The organism is Sphingomonas sp. Leaf10 (genome assembly GCF_001421245.1).
Classification (GTDB): domain Bacteria; phylum Pseudomonadota; class Alphaproteobacteria; order Sphingomonadales; family Sphingomonadaceae; genus Sphingomonas.
In genome coordinates this window covers 166046-179309 of sequence record NZ_LMKE01000002.1, presented here as the reverse complement: position 1 = coordinate 179309, position 13264 = coordinate 166046, and the positions used below count along the sequence as shown (strand labels likewise).

Here is a 13264-nt window from a genome sequence, read left to right as displayed (position 1 = left end):
CAATACGGATTGCGAACGAGTTGCAGTACCAGTATAGATCGACCCAACGGAGCGAGGGTCGAACATGGTCGTATGCGTCTGTAATGCCATTCGGGAAAGCGCGGTACGGGAGGCGGCGCGCGGCGGGGCCAGCAGCGCCTGCCAGGCCTACAGGGCGCTCGGATGTCAGGCGAAATGCGGTCAGTGCGTTCCGTTCGCGCGAGCCATTATCGACGCCGAACGCGCGGCTGCGTAGCGTTCGCACCTTCGCAAACCCGCGGAAATCAGCCATTTTGATGCTGTCCCTGCCGCGTCAAACCGCGTAAGCGCCGTCCATCACAGTATAAGGACGAACGACGTGAAGGGCGACGCAAAGGTCATCGAATTCCTCAACGAGGCGCTCAAGAACGAGTTGACCGCAGTCAACCAATATTGGCTGCACTATCGCCTGCTCGACCATTGGGGCGTCTACAAGCTCGCCCAGTTCGAACGCCACGAATCGATCGACGAGATGAAGCACGCCGACCGTCTGGCGGAGCGCATCCTGTTCCTCGACGGCCTGCCCAATTTCCAGCTGCTCGGCCGCCTGCGCGTTGGCGAAACGGTTGAGGAAATCCTGAAGGCCGATCTCGCGATCGAGGTCGAGGCCGTTGCCCAGTTGCGCGAAGCCGTCGCCTATTGCGAAAGCATCCGCGATTTCGTCAGCCGCGATCTGTTCGCGGAAATCCTGATGAACGAGGAAGAGCATGTCGACACGCTCGAAACCCAGTTCGAAATGATCGAACGCATGGGCATCCAGAACTATATCCAGCTCAACGCCAAGTCGGAATACGACAAGCACGGGCTGTAATCCGGGTGGCCGGTCGCGTCATGACGCGACCGGCCTCTCTTTTTCCCCTGGGGCCAATCGACATTCAGCCTTTCCCCTCTTTGGAAGGGAGGGGGCAGGGGTGGGTTGGCCCGTTGGCGGGCGTGACCTTCCCTCGCAGGCAGCCCCACCCCCAGCCCCTCCCTTCCAGGGAGGGGAGCAATTTCGTCACGTTTCGCGTGAATGTCGATCCGGCCTCGAGGATCGGGAAACGCCGCTCCTACAGCGCTACCGGCCGCTTGCCGAACCCGTTCGCCTTACGCTGCGCCAGCGGGTTGCTGTCGCGGTCGAGCAGCGCAAGGGTCGCGTTGAAGATCGGGCGCAGCCGCGCCACATGCTCCAGCGCCTCGGTCGGCTCGTCGCGCGTCTCGACGCATTTGCGCGCGATCAGCTCGATCCCCTCCGCGATATCGGCCAGCATCTCCGCGCCGAACTGCCGCGATTCGCCCTTCAGCGTATGCGCCGGCAGGACCATCGCCACCGCATTCTGTTCGCGCATCGCCTTTTCGATCGCCAGCAGCGACTTCAGCCCGTCCTCGCGGAAATAGCCGAGGATGCGGACGAAATTCGCGCCGAGTTCCGCCCGCGCCTGCGCCAGTACCCGCTGATCGATCAGTCCGTCGTTCATGGTCGCCCCCGTCACTCAACTGCACGCCGCGTCCGGCATGATCGCGAGCGACCGTATTTGAAACGCCGTAAACAGACGGTTGACGTCGGCTTGTCAGCGACCGTTTTTCAAGCGAGTAGCAACCCCGCCAGCGCCGCCGACATCAGATTGGCGAGGCTGCCGGCGACCAGCGCGCGGATGCCGAGCTTCGCGATCATCGGCCGCTGGTTGGGGGCCAGGCTGCCGGTCACCGCCATCTGGATCGCGATCGACGAGAAATTGGCGAAACCGCACAGCGCGAACGTGATGATCGCCACCGTCCGCGTCGTCAATTGCGCGCCCGCCGCCTGCAACGAGATATATGCGACGAACTCGTTCAGCACGACCTTCTGCCCGAACAGCCCGCCGGCAACCCCTGCCTCGTTCCACGGCACGTTCAGCAGGAACATGACCGGCGCGAAGACATAGCCGAGCAGCCGCTGGAAACTAAGATCGGCCACGCCGAACCAGTTGCCGATGCCCGCCAGCAGGCCATTGGCGAGCGCCACCAGCGCAACGAACGCCAGCACCATCGCACCGACCGCCACCGCCAGCTTCACACCGGTCTGCGCGCCCTGTGCCGCCGCCATGATCAGGTTGGCGGGCCGTTCCTCGTCATGCGTCGCCTCGGCCAGCGCGATCGCGTGGGCCTCGCGCCCGGAACCGTCGGCATCGCCCAGCGGCAATTCGCCCGCGGGCGGCAGCGGCGTGTCGGGCATGATGATCTTTGCCATCAATATGCCGCCCGGTGCCGCCATGAAGCTGGCCGCCAGCAGGAAATCGATGCGGATGCCCATCGATGCGTAAGCCGCGAGGATCGTGCCGGCCACGCCGGCCATGCCGCTGGTCATCACCGTGAACAGCTGCGCCGGGGTCAGCCCCGCCAGATAGGGGCGGATGACCAGCGGCGATTCGCTTTGTCCCACGAAGATGTTGGCGGCGGCACACAGCGATTCCACCTTGCTGACGCCGATCACCTTTTCGATAGCGCCGCCGATCCAGCGCACCACCAGCTGCATGATGCCGAGATAATAGAGGATCGACACCAGCGAGGCGAAGAAGATGATGACCGGTAGCGCGGCGATGGCGAAGCTGGTTCCGCCAATCTCCGGCCGGGCCAGCGGCCCGAACAGGAACGACGTACCGGCATTGGCATAGGCGAGCAGATTGGCGACGCCACCCGACAGGAACCCCAGCACGCCCTTCCCCCATGGCGTGTAGAGCACCAGCACCGCGATCCCGACCTGCAAGGCAAAGGCCGCACCGACCACCCGCAGCCGGATCGCGCGGCGATTGGTCGATAGCGCAAAGGCGATGCCGAGAATCACGACGATGCCGGCGATGCCGATGAGGAAACGTGTCATGTTAAGCGAATTACCCTGCCCCGCCGCCCGTCCGGACGGCCCCAAACCGTCGCGATATGCCATGGCGGCGGCGTGGGGACCAGCGGTGACAAACGCTTTTGCCATCGGCCATTTTCGGGACTAGCAAGGGCCATGACGACACCCGTACCGCCCGCGCCCGCGCCCGCGACGATCACCATGCCGCGCGCGCTGTTCATCTTCTCGATCTTTTATGGCGGCATGGTCTGCATCGCCGGCGTGCTCGGCAACAAACAGGTCGCGATCGGCCCGTTGGCGGTGGAGGCGGGCATCTTCGCCTTCCTGCTGCTGGTCGTGGTGTCGAGCGCGGTCGCCGAACTCTATGGCGCGCAACGGGCCAAGCATCTGGTCTGGTTCGGCTTCCTGCCGCTGCTCGTGTCGATGTTGCTGGTCGCGATCGTCCTCGAACTGCCCGCCGCCGCTAGCATGGAGGCCGACCGGCTCACCGCGTTCGACCTTATCATGCGCTCCAATCTGCGCATCTGGATGGCCGGCATCGTCGCCTATGGCGTATCGCAGACGCTGAACGTCACCATCTTCGGCTGGCTGAAGCGTGGGCAGGGCAAGCTGCTGTGGCTGCGCGCGGCGATCGCCAGCGTCCTGTCGCAGATCGTCGACACGCTGATCTTCATCTCGGTCGCCTTTTACGGCGTATTCCCGATCGGCGAGTTGGTCGTCGGACAGATGCTCGCCAAGGTCGCGCTGTCGATCGTGCTGGTCCCACCGCTGATCTACGCCTTCGTTGGCTTGGGCCGCCGGCTGGATCGGACGCCATAAGAAGGATTCGGGTTCACGCGGAGGCGCGGAGGCGCGAAGAGAAGAAAAGGGTTTGATCGCGCAGAGGCGCAAAGGCGCAGAGCGGGTGCGCTCGCCGCGACTGCGGCTCTCCTTCATCGGGTTCAGCGGGAGAGAGGCTTCGCCGGAAGGAGAGCGGTCGGAGCGATCGCCCCCCCTCCGCGCCTCTGCGCCTCTGCGCGAAAAAGCCCTTTCTTCTTCTCCGCGCCTTCGCGCCTCCGCGTGAACCCAATTCTTTCTTCTTGAACGACACCCCGCTAAAGGCGCGGCCATGACCAACGCTCCCGATCCGAAGATGCTCGCCAAGGCGGAAACGCTGACCGAGGCGCTGCCCTATCTGCAACGCTATGCCGGTCGCACCTTCGTGGTGAAATATGGCGGCCACGCGATGGGCGATCCCGAACTGGCGCGCGATTTCGCCGAGGACGTGGTGCTGCTGAAACAGGTCGGCATCAACCCGGTCGTCGTCCATGGCGGCGGCCCGCAGATCGGGGCGATGCTTAAGCGCCTCGGCGTCGAATCGCGCTTCGTCGACGGTCTCCGCGTCACCGACGCCGCGACCGCCGAGGTCGCGGAAATGGTGCTGGCGGGCAAGATCAACAAGGAAATCGTCGCGTGGATCGCGCAGGCGGGCGGCAAGGCCGTCGGCATTTCGGGCAAGGACGCACGCCTCGTCACCGCCGAGAAGGTCGCCCGCAGCGAACCCGACCGCAGCCAGGGGATTGAGCGCCATGTCGATCTGGGCTTCGTCGGCACGCCGGTCGCGGTCGACCCGACCATCCTCCACAGCCTCGCACGCGACGGCTTCATACCCGTTGTGGCCCCCGTCGCGCTCGGCGCGGATGGCGAGACGTACAACATCAACGCCGACACCATGGCCGGGTCGATCGCCGGCGCGATGGGGGCATCGCGCTTCTTCCTGCTGACCGACGTCGCGGGCGTGCTCGACAAGACCGGCGAGTTGCTGACCGACCTCAATCCCGAGCGCATCGCCGAACTGAAGGCCGACGGCACGATCAAGGGCGGCATGATCCCGAAGGTCGAGACCTGCGTCAACGCGGTCGCGCAGGGCGTCGATGCGGCGGTGATCCTCGACGGGCGCGTGCCGCACGGGATGCTGCTCGAAATCTTTACCGAACAGGGTGCAGGCACGCTGGTCCGCGCGTGACGCGGGATCGGATCGCGCCAGCGTGTGTTGTTATCGCAACACGCCGCCCGCGATCCGACCGGCAAAGGCTTGGAGCCGGACCCGCGCGTCCCTATAGTCGAGAACCATTCGCGAAAGGCCCCATGCGTTGAACGTCCTGCTCGATATCATTCAGGTGCTGCTGAACGTCCTGTGGTGGATCATCATCGTGCAGGCGATCCTGTCGATCCTGATCTCGTTCAACGTCATCAACACCCATAACGACTTCGTCCGCTCGCTCTATCGCGCGCTGATGACGGTGACCGAGCCGATCTATCGGCCGGTGCGGCGAATCCTGCCCGATTTCGGCGCGCTCGACTTCGCGCCGTTCGTGGTGCTGATCCTGCTCGGCATCACGCAGAGCATCATCCTGCCGGCGATCTACCGCGCGACGGCCGCGACCTTCATCTAAGGTCCGAACCGGGGGAGACGCACCGCCTCCCCCGCCCATCCTTTACCGCGTGGGCACCGGCTCCTCGCCCGAATAGTCATAGAAGCCGCGCTTGACCTTGCGGCCGTACCAGCCGGCCTCGACATATTTGACCAGCAGCGGCGCCGGCCGGAACTTCGGATCGCCCGTCCCCTCGAACAGCACCCGCGTAATCTCCAGACAGGTGTCGAGCCCGATGAAGTCGGCCAGCGTGAACGGTCCCATCGGGTGGTTCAGCCCCAGCTGACACGCCGCATCGATATCGGCGATCGTCGCCACGCCCTCGCCCAGCGCGAAGCACGCCTCGTTCAGCATCGGCATCAGCACGCGGTTGACGATAAAGCCCGGCGCGTCATTGGCATGGACGATCCGCTTGTTCAGGCTCTGCCCGAACGCCTCGACCGCCGCGACCGTCGCGTCGCTGGTGGCAAGCCCGCGGATCAGCTCGATCAGGCCCATCACCGGCACCGGGTTGAAGAAATGCACCCCCATAAACCGCGCCGGATCGGGCGCGGCCTGTGCCAGCCGGGTGATCGGGATCGACGAGGTATTGCTGGCAAGGATCGCCGTATCCGACAGTGCCTTGCCGACACTCTCGAAGATCTGCCGCTTGACCGCCTCCCGCTCGGTCGCCGCCTCAATCACCAGATCGCACGGCCCCATCGCCGCCAGGTCGCCGACCGGCTCGATCTGCCCCAGCGCGGCATCGGCATCACCTTGCGCGATCTTCTCCTTGCTCACCGCGCGCGCCAATTGCTTGGCGATACCGTCCTTGCCCGCCTGCGCACGCTCGACCGACACGTCCGACAGCAGCACCCGATAGCCCGCCTGCGCCGATACCTGGGCGATCCCCGCCCCCATCTGGCCCGCGCCGATCACGCCAATCGTCTTCATACCAAAGGTCCTCTCGTTGCGCCTTCGCAGCCTAAACGCGGGAATAGCGGCTTTCGGTCAGCCGTCCATGCCGGTATCGCACCCCCATGCGCCGTTTCCTGCCCCTCGCCCTGCCGCTGCTGCTCCCCGCCTGCAACGACGAAGCGCCCGCACCCGAACCGACGCCGTCCGCCACCGCCTCGCCCGCGCCGCTGACCGACAGCGCGACGCCGCCCAAGCCGTTGCCGCTCAAGACCTTTGGCGACTGGGCGGCAGGCTGCGACAATGGCGCGACCTGTCAGGCGGGATCGCTGGTCCCCGACGACAGCGAACCGCCGGCGCTTACCCTGTCGATCGAACGCGCCTCCGGCCCCGACGCGGGCGTCACCCTGCGCCTGCGCGGGCCATCACCCGCCCTGCCGCTGACCTTCGCCGTCGATGGCGAAGCCGTCGCCCGCGGCGGCAAGCCGCATGGCGACTGGACCGAACTCTCCGGCGAGCCCGCCTTGGCCGTCACGCGGAAGCTGGCGAACGGCCGGACGATCACCATCGCCGACGCTGGCGGCAAGACCGTCGCCACCCTCCCCCTGACCGGCGCAGCGGCAGCACTCCGCTGGATCGACGCGCAACAGGGCCGAGGCGGCACCACCGGCGCGCTCGTCGCGCTCGGCAAGCGCCCCGACACCCGCCCCGCCGCCGCCCTGCCCGTGGTCTTCGCGCCAACGATCCGGGGAGAGGCGGCGCTGCTCGATCCGCTGCTCATCACCAATATGCGCCAAACCGCAACGTGCGACGCCGACGACCTGCCCGACGTCTCAACCAAGCCGCTCGGCAACGGTCGGACGCTGGCGATCGTGCCCTGCACCGTCGGTGCTTATAACGTCCTGTCCGCGCTGTTCGTAGTGACACGTGGCGCCGCCGTCCCGGCGACCTTCGACGCGCCCCCCGCCGGGGATGCGCCCGATGAACAGACATTGGTGTTCAACGCCGGGTTCGCCGACGGCATCCTCACCGCCGACGCGCGTGGGCGTGGGTTGGGCGATTGCGGCACGACCCAGCGCTACGCATGGGACGGCAAGCGCTTCCGCCTAATCGAACAGCGCCAGATGGACGAATGCCGCGGCAACATCGACTATATCCGGATATGGACGGTGCGCTTGGTTCGCTGAAGCGAACACCCTCACCCTTCCCACCCGGCTAAGCCGGGCGGACCCCTTCCCTCTCCCGCTGGGAGAGGGAGGGAGCGGCGCAGCCGCGGAAGGGTGAGGGCGAAGCCGCCCTACCGCCCCAACCTAACCACCACCGGATAGTGATCCGACGGAAACACATCCCCCCGCCGCGTATTGATCGTCGCCGCGCGCTTCACCGCGAACCCCTTGGTAAACACCCAGTCGATCCGCCGGTCCGCCTTGCCGGTAAAGCCATGGAACGTCGCCTCCGGCCCGGTCCGCACCGGCGCGGTAACCCACGCATCGCGCAACCCTTCCGCCATCCGCCGATAGGCCGGACTGTCGGGCACCGTATTGAAGTCCCCGGTCACCACGACCGGTAGATCGCCCGCGATCGCCGGAATACGCGCCGCCAGCAACGCCGCGCCCTTCTCGCGCGCCGCCTCGTCCTCGGCACGATAGGGCAGATGGGTGTTGAACATCGCGAACCGCTTGCCGTCCCGCTCCCGAAACACCGCCCATGTCACCATGCGCGGCAGCGGGTGGCCCCAGCTGATGCTGCCCGGCACCTCGGGCGTATCCGACAGCCAGAAATTGCCCCAGCGCTCCACCGTCAACCGATCGGCGCGGTAGAAGATGCCCATATACTCGTCATCGGCGCGCTCGGCGCCGCTACGCCCGACCCCGATCCAGCGATATTTCGGCAGGCGAGCGACGACATCGTCGCCCTGCCGCCTGAACAATTCCTGGCTACCGATCACATCGGGATCGGCCCGCCGGATCGTCGCCACGGTCAGGTCGTGCCGCAATTCCCAAAGGTTCGCGCCGTCGTCGGGCGATGGCATGCGGATGTTCAGGCTCATCACCGTCAGGTCGCGTGCCCCCGCCGGCGCAACTACTGCCAGCAGCGCCAATACTGTCGCGAACAGCCGGATCACGGCGCGATCGGCAGCCCCCGCGCCTCGGCGAGGATCACGCAGAATGCGCCATCGTCCCCGCACCATTGTTGTCTGGGTGTCCATCCGCCGCTGCGTAGCAGCAGCCGGGCATCGCGGTCGCCATATTTGTGGCTGTTCTCGGTATGGATCGTCTCGCCGGCCTTCATCGCGAAGGCCCGGCCATCGACCGCAAAGCTGACGTCACGCGTCGCGCGCAGGTGCATCTCGATCCGCGCGGCATCGTCGTTCCACCGTGCCTCGTGCGCGAACGCGTCGACCGGCGCGTCGCCCGCCAGTTCGCGATTGATCCGGTCGAGCAGGTTCAGGTTGAACGCCGCCGTCACCCCCGCCGCATCGTCATAGGCGGCGACCAGCGTGCCCTGATCCTTGATCCGGTCGATGCCGATCAACAGCATCGCCCCCTCGCCCAGCCAGTCGCGCATCGCGCGCAACAGGGTGCCGGCAGCCAGTGGCTCCATGTTGCCGATGGTCGATCCGGGAAAGAACCCCAGCTTCGGCATATCCGCGACTTCGTCCGGCAACGGCACCGGGTGCATGAAATCGGCCTCGACCGGCAGCACCGGCAACCCCGGGAATTGGCTGGCAAGCGTCGCCGACGACGACCGCAGGAAATCGCCCGAGATATCGATCGGCACATAGGCGGCGGGTTCGATGCAGTTGAGCAGGATCGGCGTCTTGACCGACGATCCCGATCCGAATTCGACCACCGCCACGCCGTCACCGACCGCGCCGACCAGTTCGGGGCAGATCGTCTTCAGGATCGCCGTCTCCGCCCGCGTCGGATAATATTCGGGCAGCGCAGTGATATCCTCGAACAGTTCCGACCCCTTGCGGTCATAGAACCAGCGCGCCGGGATCGCCTTTTGCGGCAACGCCAATCCGGCCAGCACGTCGGCACGGAAAGCGGGATCGGCGCGGCTCGCCATCGGCACGTCGTCGCTACGCAGCATCACAGGTCCTTTGCAAGGCGGACGCCGGTGAATTGCCAGCGCTGGTGGGGGTAGAAGAAATTGCGGTAGCAGGGGCGCGCATGGCCGCGCGGCGTGGCGCAGGAGCTCCCACGCAATACAAACTGCCCGCTCATGAACTTGCCATTATATTCGCCGACCGCGCCCTCGACCACGCGGAAGCGCGGATAGGGCCGATACGCACTGCCGGTCCATTGCCACACATCGCCGAAGAACGCCGGACCGCCGGTCGACGGGCGCGGTTCGACGGCATGGGCATGGTCGAGCTGGTTGCCGCCCGCCGGGTCGTGCGCCGCGGCGGCCGCCTCCCATTCGAACTCGGTTGGCAGGCGGGCGCCCGCCCAGCTGGCATAGGCATCGGCCTCGAAGAAGCTGACATGCGTCACCGGCGCGGCGGGATCGATCGCGCGCCGCCCGTCCAGCCCGAAGCGGGTCCACACCTCGCCCTTGCGTTCCCAATAGAGCGGCGCTTCGATCCGGTTGGCCTGCACCCATGCCCAGCCATCGGCCAGCCACAGCCGCGCGTCCGAATAACCGCCATCGGCGATGAACGCCGCCCATTCCCCATTGGTGACGGTGCGGTCGGCGATGGCATGCGGATGGAGCAGCACGTCGTGGCGCGGCCCTTCGCAATCGAAGGAAAAGCCGTTGCCGCCATGCCCGACCTGCACGATGCCACCGCCATGCTCGATCCAGCCGATCAGCGGCGGCACCGCTATCGGGCGCTTCGGTTCGGGCGCGAACATCGCCGGTTCCAGCGGGTTCTCGCTGAAATGATGGAGGATATCGGTCAGCAGCAATTCCTGATGCTGCTCCTCGTGATTGCAGCCAAGCCAGACCAATTGCTGCACATCGTCGGACAGGTCGGGCAAGGCCGCCAACAACGCGGCATCGACCGCCGCACGATAGGCGCGCACTTCGTCGAGGCTGGGGCGCGTCACCATGCCGCGCCGGCCGCGCGCATGGCGGCGACCCTCGGCCTCGTAATAGCTGTTGAACAGGAACGGGAAACGTTCGTCGTGCAGCGCATAGCCTGCGACATGATCGCGCAGGACGAAGGTTTCGAAGAACCATGTCGTATGCGCCAGATGCCATTTGGCCGGGGACGCGTCATCCATCGACTGGACCGTCGCATCGGCGTCGGACAGTGGCGCGGCGAGCGCGTCGGTCAGCGTCCGAACTTTACTATATCGGGTGGCGAGCGCCTGGTCGGGCAGGTTGACCGGTGTCGCTCGCATGGAATGCTCCTATGCCGGCTGGTGAACCCCGCCTGGCACCCACAAAACGTCTCCCCCCCCGCTTTTGTTCACCCAGCGGGCGTATACGAACAGGAAATCGGATAAACGATTGATGTAAGACAATAAATTTGAATTAAGGTCCGCCTCGTACGAAGCATGCACCACCGACCGCTCGGCGCGCCGGACGATCGCCCGCGCCAGATGCAGCGCCGCCCCCGCCGCCGTCCCGCCGGGCAGGATGAAGCTGGTCAGCGGCGACAGATCGGCGTTCATCCGGTCGATCGCTTCCTCCAGCGCGGTCACCTGCGCGGGCACGATGCGCAGCGCGCCCGCAATCGCCGGCGGGGTGGCGAGGTCGGCGCCATAATCGAACAGGTCGTTCTGCACCTTGCGCAGCAACGCGGTATCCTCGCCGTCGCCCAAAGCGACGACCGCGACGCCCAGCGCCGAATTGGCCTCGTCGACATCGCCGATCGCCTGCATCACCGCCGCATCCTTGGCGACGCGCGATCCGTCGACCAGCCCGGTGGTACCCGCGTCGCCAGTCCGCGTGTAGATCTTGTTCAGCCTGACCACCGCGTCAGGTGCGCCCGGCCATGAACAGGATGACGACGACGATCAGAATCGCGATCGCCTGAAACAACACCCGCGCCTGCATCATCTTGTTCGATTTCAGCGCCTGTTCGCTCGGCCCCTCGCCGCGCGCGGCGGCGGTTCCTTCGGCAAGGAAGGACACGATGCCGCGCACCAGCGCGACGACGACCGCGATCATCGCCGCGATCAGCAACAGGACCAGAAACGTGTTCATGCTCCCAAGCTAAGCATTCGCCAGCGCGAATCCAGTGGGAAGTCGCCGTGCTCGCAGATCGTCGGCCAGCGCGCGTCCGTCCACGCCCCCCGCCCGCAACGCCGCCAGCGTCGGCGCCCCGTTGCGCTTGGCCAGCCGTTGCCCGTCCGGCCCCAGCAACAGCGGATGGTGCCGCCACACCGGCACCGGCAGGTCGAGCAGCGCCTGCAACAATCGGTGGACATGCGTCGCCGCGAACAGGTCGATCCCGCGCACGACATGGGTCACGCCCTGCGCGGCGTCGTCGACGGTGACCGCAAGATGATAGCTGGTCCCGGCATCCTTGCGCGCCAACACCACGTCGCCTTGTGCCAGCGGATCGGCCACGACCCGCCCGGCCAGTTCATCGATCCAGTCGAGCGGCCCGGCCGACGCCGTCGCCCGCGCCATGTCGATCCGCCACGCATGGGGTTCGCCCAGCCGCGCCGCCGCGACGTCCGCCGGAATCGCGCGACAGGTGCCGGGATAAACGACGCCATCGACCCCATGCGGTGCCGACGCACTCGCCGCCACCTCGCGCGCGATATCGGCGCGCGTGCAGAAACAAGGATAGACCAGCCTCCGCGCCCGCAACCGGTCGAGCGCGGCACGGTACAGCGCCATCCGCGCCGACTGAAACACGACCTTCCCGTCCCAGCCCAGCCCCAGCCATTCCAGATCGGTCAGGATCCCCGCGACATGCTCGGGCCGGCTGCGCCCGCCATCGATATCCTCGATCCGCAGCAGCCACCGCCCGCCATCGCGGCGTGCGCGGTCGTGTGATTCGATCGCGGCCAGCGCGTGCCCGGCATGCAGCGCCCCGGTGGGACTCGGCGCAAAGCGGGTCACCACCACCCCGGTTTGACTTGGGGGCGCCGCCCGTGCTGTCATGTGCCCGTCATCGTTGCCGATCATATCGGCGGCGACGTTTACGCGAGGGGGACTTCATGTACCATCCCGATCGCCTCCGCCATCCCGATGGCTGTCCCGCGCTGGTGCTCAACGCGGACTATACGCCGTTGAGCTATTATCCGCTCAGCGTCTGGCCATGGCAGACTGCGGTAAAGGCCGTGTTTCTCGACCGGGTCGACATCGTCGCCCAATATGACCGCGAAGTGTGCAGCCCGACCGCGCGCATCAAATTGCCCTCGGTCATCGCGCTCAAGCAATATGTGAAGCCGTCCGAATTCCCGGCCTTCACCCGCTTCAACCTGTTCCTGCGCGACCGGTTCAGCTGCCAATATTGCGGCGCGACCCATGACCTGACGTTCGACCACGTCGTCCCGCGCGCACAGGGCGGACGGACGACCTGGGAGAATGTCGCCACCGCCTGCGCGCCATGCAACCTGCGCAAAGGGGGCCGGACGCCCAAACAGGCGGCGATGCCGCTCCACGTCCTGCCGATCCGCCCGACCAGCTGGCAGTTGCAGGAGCAGGGCCGCCGCTTCCCGCCGGGCCATCTCCACGAAACATGGCACGACTGGCTCTATTGGGACGTCGAGCTGGAGGCGTGACGTTCATCAGCATCACCCGGCTGCGCATCCGCTCGGCGCGCTTCCTGCCGGGGTTCCTGATCGACACATGGCTGTCGATGCGACAGGTGCAGCGCGCGAGCGGCTATCGCGGCGGCGCGCTGCTCGCCGATCGCGGCCGCGCCTATTGGACGATGACCGCGTGGGACGATGCCGCCGCGATGCGCGCCTACATGACCTCCGGCCCGCACCGCCGCGCCATGCCCAAGCTGATGCGCTGGTGCGATCAGGCCAGCATCGCCCACTGGACGCAGGACGGTGACACGCTGCCCGACTGGAATGAGGCCGATCGCCGCATGCGGGGCGAAGGGCGGGTGTCGAAGGTGCATCATGCCGCCGCCGGGCATGATCCGATGACGTTCGATGCGCCGCGTACGAGCAACGGGCTGTCATTGTCGCCGACCCGCAGCCTG

The 13264-nt window shown here is 66.5% G+C and carries 17 protein-coding genes; 8 read left to right on the top strand and 9 right to left on the bottom strand.

Annotation, left to right across the window (positions count from 1 at the left end; all coding sequences use genetic code 11):
* Positions 1-64 precede the first annotated feature (64 nt).
* Positions 65-235, top strand: a complete 171-nt coding sequence (locus ASE59_RS19015) for a bacterioferritin-associated ferredoxin (protein WP_082458116.1) — start codon at positions 65-67, stop codon at positions 233-235.
* Positions 236-337: 102 nt separating this feature from the next.
* Positions 338-829 carry a bacterioferritin gene (gene bfr / locus ASE59_RS05545; RefSeq protein ID WP_056453358.1) on the top strand — a complete coding sequence of 164 codons (492 nt, stop codon included), beginning with the start codon at positions 338-340 and terminating at the stop codon, positions 827-829.
* Positions 830-1067: 238 nt separating this feature from the next.
* Here the strand turns inward: bfr and ASE59_RS05540 are convergent, their stop codons facing one another.
* Together ASE59_RS05540 and ASE59_RS05535 are read right to left on the bottom strand one after the other, a co-directional pair.
* Positions 1068-1475, bottom strand: a complete 408-nt coding sequence (locus tag ASE59_RS05540; protein WP_082458125.1) for an Hpt domain-containing protein — start codon at positions 1473-1475, stop codon at positions 1068-1070.
* 107 nt (positions 1476-1582) lie between these two features.
* On the bottom strand, positions 1583-2857 hold the full coding sequence (locus ASE59_RS05535) for a NupC/NupG family nucleoside CNT transporter (RefSeq protein ID WP_056453549.1): 1275 nt from the start codon (positions 2855-2857) through the stop codon (positions 1583-1585).
* 132 nt (positions 2858-2989) lie between these two features.
* Here ASE59_RS05535 and ASE59_RS05530 point away from each other — a divergent pair, with 132 nt between their 5' ends.
* From ASE59_RS05530 to ASE59_RS05520, 3 genes are all read left to right on the top strand, one after another.
* The gene (locus ASE59_RS05530) at positions 2990-3652 is read left to right on the top strand and encodes a queuosine precursor transporter (protein ID WP_056453355.1); all 663 of its coding nucleotides are present in this window, start codon (positions 2990-2992) and stop codon (positions 3650-3652) included.
* Between the two features lie 289 nt (positions 3653-3941).
* Positions 3942-4838 carry an acetylglutamate kinase gene (argB, locus tag ASE59_RS05525; protein WP_056453353.1) on the top strand — a complete coding sequence of 299 codons (897 nt, stop codon included), beginning with the start codon at positions 3942-3944 and terminating at the stop codon, positions 4836-4838.
* 127 nt (positions 4839-4965) lie between these two features.
* Positions 4966-5268, top strand: coding sequence for a YggT family protein (locus ASE59_RS05520; protein ID WP_082458115.1), 303 nt, complete (start codon positions 4966-4968; stop codon positions 5266-5268).
* Positions 5269-5310: 42 nt separating this feature from the next.
* Here ASE59_RS05520 and ASE59_RS05515 read toward each other — a convergent pair whose 3' ends face one another.
* Positions 5311-6180 (bottom strand): 3-hydroxyacyl-CoA dehydrogenase NAD-binding domain-containing protein, encoded by an 870-nt coding sequence (locus tag ASE59_RS05515; RefSeq protein WP_056453347.1) that lies wholly within the window; start codon positions 6178-6180, stop codon positions 5311-5313.
* A gap of 86 nt (positions 6181-6266) precedes the next feature.
* On the opposite strand from ASE59_RS05515, the gene ASE59_RS05510 reads away from it, so the two are divergent.
* Entirely contained in the window at positions 6267-7328 is a 1062-nt protein-coding gene (locus ASE59_RS05510) for a DUF1176 domain-containing protein (protein WP_056453344.1), read from the top strand.
* 110 nt (positions 7329-7438) lie between these two features.
* On the opposite strand, the gene ASE59_RS05505 is transcribed toward ASE59_RS05510, so the two are convergent.
* Genes ASE59_RS05505 through gluQRS form a run of 6 tightly spaced genes read right to left on the bottom strand, consistent with a single transcriptional unit; the run spans position 7439 to position 12210 of the window.
* A complete protein-coding gene (locus tag ASE59_RS05505; RefSeq protein ID WP_235515653.1) occupies positions 7439-8266 on the bottom strand; it encodes an endonuclease/exonuclease/phosphatase family protein in 828 nt (275 codons plus the stop codon).
* Positions 8263-9237, bottom strand: a complete 975-nt coding sequence (gene egtD, locus ASE59_RS05500) for an L-histidine N(alpha)-methyltransferase (RefSeq protein ID WP_056453341.1) — start codon at positions 9235-9237, stop codon at positions 8263-8265. Before egtD ends, ASE59_RS05505 begins: the two co-directional genes overlap by 4 nt.
* Positions 9237-10493, bottom strand: a complete 1257-nt coding sequence (egtB, locus tag ASE59_RS05495) for an ergothioneine biosynthesis protein EgtB (RefSeq protein WP_056453338.1) — start codon at positions 10491-10493, stop codon at positions 9237-9239. The genes egtD and egtB overlap by 1 nt, the downstream gene beginning before the upstream one ends.
* 9 nt (positions 10494-10502) lie before the next feature.
* On the bottom strand, positions 10503-11069 hold the full coding sequence (locus ASE59_RS05490) for a cob(I)yrinic acid a,c-diamide adenosyltransferase (RefSeq protein WP_056453335.1): 567 nt from the start codon (positions 11067-11069) through the stop codon (positions 10503-10505).
* Between the two features lie 4 nt (positions 11070-11073).
* The gene (locus tag ASE59_RS05485) at positions 11074-11301 is read right to left on the bottom strand and encodes a twin transmembrane helix small protein (RefSeq protein ID WP_056453332.1); all 228 of its coding nucleotides are present in this window, start codon (positions 11299-11301) and stop codon (positions 11074-11076) included.
* 9 nt (positions 11302-11310) lie between these two features.
* On the bottom strand, positions 11311-12210 hold the full coding sequence (gluQRS, locus tag ASE59_RS05480) for a tRNA glutamyl-Q(34) synthetase GluQRS (protein ID WP_056453544.1): 900 nt from the start codon (positions 12208-12210) through the stop codon (positions 11311-11313).
* Between the two features lie 56 nt (positions 12211-12266).
* Here gluQRS and ASE59_RS05475 point away from each other — a divergent pair, with 56 nt between their 5' ends.
* Both ASE59_RS05475 and ASE59_RS05470 read left to right on the top strand, forming a co-directional pair.
* Positions 12267-12833 carry an HNH endonuclease gene (locus ASE59_RS05475; RefSeq protein ID WP_056453329.1) on the top strand — a complete coding sequence of 189 codons (567 nt, stop codon included), beginning with the start codon at positions 12267-12269 and terminating at the stop codon, positions 12831-12833.
* Positions 12830-13264 (top strand): DUF3291 domain-containing protein (locus tag ASE59_RS05470; RefSeq protein WP_156359894.1); only part of this gene is annotated, 435 nt, incomplete at its 3' end. The genes ASE59_RS05475 and ASE59_RS05470, both read left to right, overlap by 4 nt.

What these genes read in the sequence shown, in the direction of transcription:
- ASE59_RS19015 (WP_082458116.1), top strand. Translation starts at nt 65, where the DNA reads ATGGTCGTATGCGTCTGTAATGCCATTCGGGAAAGCGCGGTACGGGAG.
- ASE59_RS05540 (WP_082458125.1), bottom strand. Translation starts at nt 1,475, where the DNA reads ATGAACGACGGACTGATCGATCAGCGGGTACTGGCGCAGGCGCGGGCG.
- ASE59_RS05535 (WP_056453549.1), bottom strand. Translation starts at nt 2,857, where the DNA reads ATGACACGTTTCCTCATCGGCATCGCCGGCATCGTCGTGATTCTCGGC.
- ASE59_RS05530 (WP_056453355.1), top strand. Translation starts at nt 2,990, where the DNA reads ATGACGACACCCGTACCGCCCGCGCCCGCGCCCGCGACGATCACCATG.
- argB (WP_056453353.1), top strand. Translation starts at nt 3,942, where the DNA reads ATGACCAACGCTCCCGATCCGAAGATGCTCGCCAAGGCGGAAACGCTG.
- ASE59_RS05515 (WP_056453347.1), bottom strand. Translation starts at nt 6,180, where the DNA reads ATGAAGACGATTGGCGTGATCGGCGCGGGCCAGATGGGGGCGGGGATC.
- ASE59_RS05510 (WP_056453344.1), top strand. Translation starts at nt 6,267, where the DNA reads ATGCGCCGTTTCCTGCCCCTCGCCCTGCCGCTGCTGCTCCCCGCCTGC.
- egtD (WP_056453341.1), bottom strand. Translation starts at nt 9,237, where the DNA reads ATGCTGCGTAGCGACGACGTGCCGATGGCGAGCCGCGCCGATCCCGCT.
- egtB (WP_056453338.1), bottom strand. Translation starts at nt 10,493, where the DNA reads ATGCGAGCGACACCGGTCAACCTGCCCGACCAGGCGCTCGCCACCCGA.
- ASE59_RS05485 (WP_056453332.1), bottom strand. Translation starts at nt 11,301, where the DNA reads ATGAACACGTTTCTGGTCCTGTTGCTGATCGCGGCGATGATCGCGGTC.
- gluQRS (WP_056453544.1), bottom strand. Translation starts at nt 12,210, where the DNA reads ATGACAGCACGGGCGGCGCCCCCAAGTCAAACCGGGGTGGTGGTGACC.
- ASE59_RS05475 (WP_056453329.1), top strand. Translation starts at nt 12,267, where the DNA reads ATGTACCATCCCGATCGCCTCCGCCATCCCGATGGCTGTCCCGCGCTG.